This window comes from Pseudomonas sp. REP124 (assembly GCF_020164475.1).
Lineage (GTDB): Bacteria > Pseudomonadota > Gammaproteobacteria > Pseudomonadales > Pseudomonadaceae > Aquipseudomonas.
In genome coordinates, this window is sequence record NZ_JAIQWX010000232.1 from 1 (window position 1) to 6,333 (window position 6,333).

6 protein-coding genes are annotated in these 6,333 nt (G+C 61.7%); 3 read left to right on the plus strand and 3 right to left on the minus strand.

The features are described 5' to 3' along the window. Positions 1–154 precede the first annotated feature (154 nt). The 3 genes from hemN (at position 155) to K9857_RS29225 (ending at position 2,996) form a co-directional block, all read left to right on the plus strand. Positions 155–1,537, plus strand: a complete 1,383-nt coding sequence (gene hemN / locus K9857_RS29215; RefSeq protein ID WP_224541875.1) for an oxygen-independent coproporphyrinogen III oxidase — start codon at positions 155–157, stop codon at positions 1,535–1,537. A gap of 93 nt (positions 1,538–1,630) precedes the next feature. After that, complete coding sequence (gene fnr / locus K9857_RS29220; RefSeq protein WP_110967175.1) at positions 1,631–2,365, plus strand: fumarate/nitrate reduction transcriptional regulator Fnr; 735 nt, start codon at positions 1,631–1,633, stop codon at positions 2,363–2,365. Positions 2,366–2,447: 82 nt separating this feature from the next. Beyond that, a complete protein-coding gene (locus K9857_RS29225; protein ID WP_224541866.1) occupies positions 2,448–2,996 on the plus strand; it encodes an adenine phosphoribosyltransferase in 549 nt (182 codons plus the stop codon). 127 nt (positions 2,997–3,123) lie between these two features. On the opposite strand, the gene K9857_RS29230 is transcribed toward K9857_RS29225, so the two are convergent. The 3 genes from K9857_RS29230 to K9857_RS29240 all read right to left on the minus strand — a co-directional run bounded on the left by K9857_RS29230 (position 3,124) and on the right by K9857_RS29240 (position 6,194). Next, complete coding sequence (locus K9857_RS29230; protein ID WP_224541868.1) at positions 3,124–4,272, minus strand: acyl-CoA dehydrogenase family protein; 1,149 nt, start codon at positions 4,270–4,272, stop codon at positions 3,124–3,126. A 210-nt stretch (positions 4,273–4,482) separates the two neighbouring features. Beyond that, entirely contained in the window at positions 4,483–5,085 is a 603-nt protein-coding gene (gene recR / locus K9857_RS29235; protein WP_224541870.1) for a recombination mediator RecR, read from the minus strand. 74 nt (positions 5,086–5,159) lie between these two features. After that, entirely contained in the window at positions 5,160–6,194 is a 1,035-nt protein-coding gene (locus K9857_RS29240) for an NADP-dependent oxidoreductase (RefSeq protein WP_224541872.1), read from the minus strand. Positions 6,195–6,333 lie beyond the last annotated feature (139 nt).

Here is a 6,333-nt window from a genome sequence, read left to right on the forward strand (position 1 = left end):
CGCTTCGCGACCCAACGGGGGCAAGCCCCCTCGCCACAAAAGCACCTAACCACAAAAGCCACTTTCATCGTCCTTGACGCAAATCAAGATACCCAAATGCCCCACCCCCTAGACTGGCCAGCACCGCCAGCCGATTCCGGGGGATGCCCGCATGCTGCTCGACACCATTCGTTGGGATACCGATCTGATCCGCCGTTATGACCTGGCGGGTCCGCGCTACACCTCTTATCCGACCGCCGTGCAATTCAACGCCCAAGTCGGCAGTTTCGACCTGTTCCATGCCCTGCGCGAAAGCCGCAAGGCCCTGCGCCCGCTGTCGCTGTACGTGCACGTGCCGTTCTGCGCGAACATTTGCTACTACTGCGCCTGCAACAAAGTCATCACCAAGGACCGTGGCCGCGCCCTGCCCTACCTGCAGCGCCTGGAGCAGGAAATCCAGCTCATCGCCTGTCACCTGGACCCACAGCAGAAGGTCGAGCAACTGCATTTCGGCGGCGGCACACCGACTTTCCTCAGCCATGACGAACTGCGTCAGCTGATGGCGCACCTGCGCGAGCACTTCAACCTGCTCGACGACGATTCCGGCGACTACGGCATCGAAATCGATCCCCGTGAAGCCGACTGGTCGACCATGGGCCTGTTGCGCGAACTGGGCTTCAACCGCGTCAGCATCGGTGTCCAGGATCTGGACCCGGCGGTGCAGCGCGCAGTCAACCGCCTGCAAACCCTGGAGCAGACCCGAGCGGTGATCGATGCCGCCCGCACCCTGCAATTCCGCTCGATCAACATCGACCTGATCTACGGCCTGCCGAAGCAGACCCCGGACAACTTTGCCCGTACCGTCGAAGAAGTCATCCACCTGCAGCCTGACCGAGCCTCGGTGTTCAACTACGCCCACTTGCCGGAACGCTTCATGCCGCAGCGGCGCATCAATGGCAATGACCTGCCGACGCCTGCGCAGAAACTGGAGATGCTGCAGCGCACCATCGACCAGCTGACCGCTGCCGGTTACCGCTACATCGGCATGGACCACTTCGCCCTGCCTGACGACGAACTGGCGATTGCCCAGGAAGAATCGACCCTGCAACGCAACTTCCAGGGCTACACCACCCACGGCCATTGCGATCTTATCGGACTTGGGGTGTCGGCGATCAGTCAGATCGGCGATCTGTACTGCCAGAACAGCAGCGACCTGACCCAGTACCAGAACAGCCTTGCTTCAGCGCAACTGGCCACAAGCCGCGGCCTGCTGTGCGATGCCGACGACCGCCTGCGGCGCGCGGTGATTCAACAGCTGATCTGCCATTTCCACCTGGAATTCGCCGAGATCGAACAGACCTTCAACATCGATTTCCAGGGCTATTTCGGCGAACTTTGGCCGCAATTGCAGCAAATGGCCAAGGACGGGCTGATCGAACTGGATCGCCAAAGCATCAACGTGTTGCCCGCCGGGCGTTTGTTGGTTCGTTCGGTGTGCATGGTGTTTGATGCCTATTTGCAGCAACACAGCCAGCAACGTTTTTCCCGAGTGATCTGACGGCCTGCGTCAAATCCGCCACGCGCTGGCCCTAATGTCCTGCGCTGAGTTACCCTTACAGCCTATGTGTGTTTTCCCACAAGGATTGAAGAAATGTCCGAGCCAGTAAAACTGCGCACTCATAATCAGGCTCACTGCAAGGACTGCAGCCTGGCCCCGTTGTGCCTGCCACTGTCGCTGAATCTGGAAGACATGGACGCACTGGACGAAATCGTCAAACGCGGCCGCCCGTTGAAGAAAGGCGAGTTTCTGTTCCGCCAGGGTGACACCTTCGATTCCGTTTACGCCGTGCGTTCCGGCGCGTTGAAAACCTTCAACCTGAGCGATGCCGGCGAAGAACAACTCACCGGTTTCCACCTGCCGAGCGAGCTGGTGGGCTTGTCGGGCATGGACACCGAAAAGCATCCGGTGTCGGCACAGGCCCTGGAAACCACCTCGGTGTGTGAAATCCCCTTCGAACGTCTCGACGAACTGGCCCTGCAACTGCCGCAACTGCGCCGTCAGTTGATGCGCGTGATGAGCCGAGAGATTCGCGACGATCAACAGATGATGTTGCTGCTTTCGAAGAAAACCGCCGACGAGCGCATCGCCACCTTCCTCGTCAACCTATCGGCGCGCTTTCGTGCCCGAGGTTTTTCCGCCAATCAGTTCCGTCTGAGCATGTCGCGCAACGAAATCGGCAACTACCTGGGATTGGCGGTGGAAACCGTGTCCCGGGTGTTCACGCGCTTCCAGCAGAACGAGCTGATCGCCGCGGAAGGCAAGGAAATCCGCATCCTCGATCCGATCCAGTTGTGTGCATTGGCTGGCGGTTCGGTCGAAGGTTGATCGCGCCGATTTACGGCTGAGCGAAACGGTTCAGCCGCCGTTATAATGTGCCGTTTTGCAGCCCTGCCAGGACACCACGACGATGGTCTTCGAATCCTTCGACATCAAATCCCTCATCCGCCCCGTGATCGACTTTCCCAAGCCGGGCGTGATCTTTCGCGACATCACTCCGCTGTTCCAGTCGCCAACGGCCATGCGCGTGGTGATGGACAGCTTCGCCCACCGTTATGTCGAGGCCGATTTCACTCACATCGGCGCCATGGACGCCCGCGGTTTCCTGATCGGCTCGGTGCTGGCCTATCAGTTGAACAAGCCGCTGGTGCTGTTCCGCAAGCAGGGCAAGCTGCCTGCCGATGTGCTGGCCGAGGGCTACGCGACCGAATACGGCGAGGCCTTCCTGGAAGTGCACGCCGACAGCCTGTGCGAGGGCGATTCGGTGGTGATGTTCGATGACCTGATCGCCACTGGCGGTACCCTGATCGCGGCGGCAAACCTGATTCGCCGGATGGGTGCGCGGGTGCATGAAGCGGCGGCGATCATTGATCTGCCGGAGCTGGGTGGGTCGCAGCGGCTGGTGGATCTGGGGATTCCGACGTTCTGTTTGACGCAGTTTGCGTTGTCCGAGAAGTAAGCGGCGCCTGTCAGCAAGTCTTCGCGGGCAAGCCTCGCTCCTACAGGTTTTGATGGTGTATTGAACACCGCCCCACCTGTAGGAGCGAGGCTTGCCCGCGAAGGCGTCAGTCGCATCACCCTGGATGTCAAAGCCCCATCTGCTTACTGATGATCTCGTTCATCACTTCCCGCGTCCCCCCGCCAATCGACAGTATCCGGTTATCCCGATACAGCCGCTCCACCAGACTCTCGCGCATGTAACCCAAGCCACCGAGGATCTGCACCGCCTCATGGGTGATTCGGTCAGCCGTATCGGTCGCAACGTTCTTGGCCATGGAAATCTCCTTGATCACGCTCTGCCCCGCGGCCATTTTCGCCGCCTGCCGATAGGTGAACTCCCTTGAGACCTCCAGCGCCGTGGCCATTTCCGCAAGGCGGTGCTTGATCACCTGGAACTTGCCGATGGGCTTGCCGAACGCTTGACGTTCGCGAGCCCACTTCAAGCTTTCTTCCAGCGCGAGCTGCGCGGTCATGTTGGCCATCAGGGCCAGCGCCAGGCGTTCGCTCTGAAAGTTGCCCATGATGCAGGCGAACCCCATGTTCTCGCTGCCGATCAGATTACCCACGGGCACCTGGCAATCATCGAAGAACAGTTCGGCAGTGTCCGAGGCCCACCAGCCCATCTTTTTCAGCTGCCGACCCACGGTGAAGCCCGGCGTGCCCTTCTCGATCAGCAACAGGCTGATGCCGGCGAAGCCGGGTTCACCGGTGCGCACCGCGACTGTATAGAAATCGGCGCGCACGCCACTGGTGATGAAGGTCTTGCTGCCGTTGACCCGGTAGACATCGCAGTCGCGCACGGCGCGGGTCTGCAGGTTGGCCACGTCCGAGCCGCCGCCGGGTTCAGTGACGGCCAGGGCGCTGATTTTCTCGCCGGACAATACCTGCGGCACCACCCGGTCACGGACTTCGGGTCTGGCCCACTTGACGATCGGCGGCAGGCCGATGTCCAGCGAACCGAGCCCGGCCACCAGACCGCCGGAGCCGCAGCGCATCAGTTCTTCGCTGGCGGCGACCTTGGCGAACAGATCGCCTTCATGGCTGCCGCCGAAGCATTCCGGGTAACCGATGCCCAGGATCCCCGCCGCACCGGCCTTGAGATAGAGCTCGCGAGGGAAGCTTTCGGCTTCTTCCCACTGGTCGATGCCCGGCAGAATCTCGCGTTCGACAAAACGTCGGACGCTGTCGCGGATCATTTGGTGGCTGGGGTCGAAGTAGTCGGCAAAGGCAGGCATCGGCGAACTCCACGGGAGGGGTTCGCCGACGTTAACCGAGCGCTTGCTTGGTTTTCAACAGGATTGTGTTTGACAGGTGGACCGAGGTGCTCCCTTCGCGGGCAAGCCTCGCTCCTACAGGTTTTGCGTTGTGTGTAAATTTTCCATTCCAACCCAAACCCTGTAGGAGCGAGGCTTGCCCGCGAAGGCGTCAGCCCAGCCAACACATCACTAGAGGGAGATCGGCTTGCGCCCGGCAAACGAATGCGCCAGGGTCCCGCCATCGACCAGCTCCAGCTCGCCCCCCAGCGGCACACCATGGGCAATCCGCGAAGCGATCAGGCCTTTGTTGCTCAGCAACTGGGCGATGTAGTGCGCCGTGGCTTCGCCTTCGACGGTGGGGTTGGTGGCGAGGATCACTTCAGTGAACGTCCCCGCGTCCTCGATCCGCGCCATCAATTGCGGGATACCGATGGCCTCCGGCCCCAGGCCATCGAGGGGCGACAGGTGCCCCTTGAGCACGAAGTAGCGACCGCGGAAACCGGTCTGCTCCACTGCGTATACATCCATCGGCCCTTCGACCACGCACAGCAGCGTGTCGTCGCGCCGGGTGTCGGCGCACTGCGGGCACAGGTCGTCTTCGGTCAGCGTGCGGCACAGACGGCAGTGGCCGACTCCTTCCATGGCCTGGCTCATGGCCTGGGCCAGTCGCGAGCCGCCGCTGCGATCACGCTCGAGCAACTGCAACGCCATGCGCTGGGCGGTTTTCTGACCCACGCCCGGCAGCACGCGCAGGGCATCGATCAGTTGGCGAATCAAAGGGCTGAAGCTCATGGGGAAACATCCGACAAAACAACGAGACGCGGTTTATACCCGCGCCTCCGGTTAGCGTCAAATGGCCAGGGCCATCAGTCCTGCGCGACGCGAATCACCAGCTTGCCGAAGTTGCGCCCCTCCAGCAGACCGATGAACGCCTGGGGTGCGTTTTCCAGGCCATCGACCACATCTTCGCGGAATTTCACCTTGCCCGCACGCACCCAGGGCGCCATGGCGCTGCCGAACTCGGACTGGCGGTCTCCGTAGTCGTCGAACACGATGAAACCCTGAATCCGCACGCGCTTGGTCAGCAGCGTGCGCTGCAGTTGCGGCAGGCGATCCGGCCCGCTCGGCGCTTCGGTGGCGTTGTAGGACGAAATCAGGCCGCACAGGGGAATCCGCGCCTTGGGATTGAGCAACGGCACCACCGCGTCGAACACCTTGCCACCAACGTTTTCGTAATAGATGTCGATGCCTTGAGGGCAGGCTTTGGCCAGCTCATCGACAAAGTCCGGGTTCTTGTGATCGATGCAGGCGTCGAAACCCAGTTCCTCAACCACGTAGCGGCATTTGTCCGCGCCACCGGCCACGCCCACCACGCGCAGGCCCTTGATCTTCGCCACTTGGCCAACCACCGAACCCACGGCGCCGGATGCGGCTGCGACCACCAGGGTCTCGCCGGATTTGGGCTGGCCGATGTCCATCAGGCCCATGTAGGCGGTCATGCCGGGCATGCCCAGTACGCCGAGGGCCATGGAGGGACTCGGCAGCCCCGAAGGAATCGGCATGATGCTGCGGCCGTCATTGATGCTGTGGCTTTGCCAGCCCGTGGCGCCCACCACCAGATCACCTTCCTGGAACTTGGGGTTGCGCGACTGCTCGACCCGGCTGACTGCACCGCCGGTCATCACCGCATCGATTTCCACCGGCGCCGCGTAGGACGGCGCATCGCTCATGCGGCCGCGCATGTAGGGGTCCAGGGACAGGTAGAGGGTCTTGAGCAGCACCTCGCCGTCGGCCAGTTCGGGGAGCGCGACCCGCTCCAGGCGAAAGTTCTCCGGCGTCGGCGCGCCAACGGGGCGCGAGGCCAGGACGATGCGTTGGTTGAGGGTCATGGGATCGGACATGGCAGCGTCTCCTTTGATCGATGGGTTCTGGGGTACAGGAAAGCAGACCTTTGGTTGCGCGATGGCGTTCGATGTTTATTCAGTTGTACCGAGTTGTCCCAATCGCGAGCAGGCTCGCTCCCACATGAGGATTCGGTCA

What these genes read in the sequence shown, in the direction of transcription:
- K9857_RS29240 (WP_224541872.1), bottom strand. Translation starts at nt 6,194, where the DNA reads ATGTCCGATCCCATGACCCTCAACCAACGCATCGTCCTGGCCTCGCGC.
- K9857_RS29230 (WP_224541868.1), bottom strand. Translation starts at nt 4,272, where the DNA reads ATGCCTGCCTTTGCCGACTACTTCGACCCCAGCCACCAAATGATCCGC.
- K9857_RS29225 (WP_224541866.1), top strand. Translation starts at nt 2,448, where the DNA reads ATGGTCTTCGAATCCTTCGACATCAAATCCCTCATCCGCCCCGTGATC.
- recR (WP_224541870.1), bottom strand. Translation starts at nt 5,085, where the DNA reads ATGAGCTTCAGCCCTTTGATTCGCCAACTGATCGATGCCCTGCGCGTG.
- fnr (WP_110967175.1), top strand. Translation starts at nt 1,631, where the DNA reads ATGTCCGAGCCAGTAAAACTGCGCACTCATAATCAGGCTCACTGCAAG.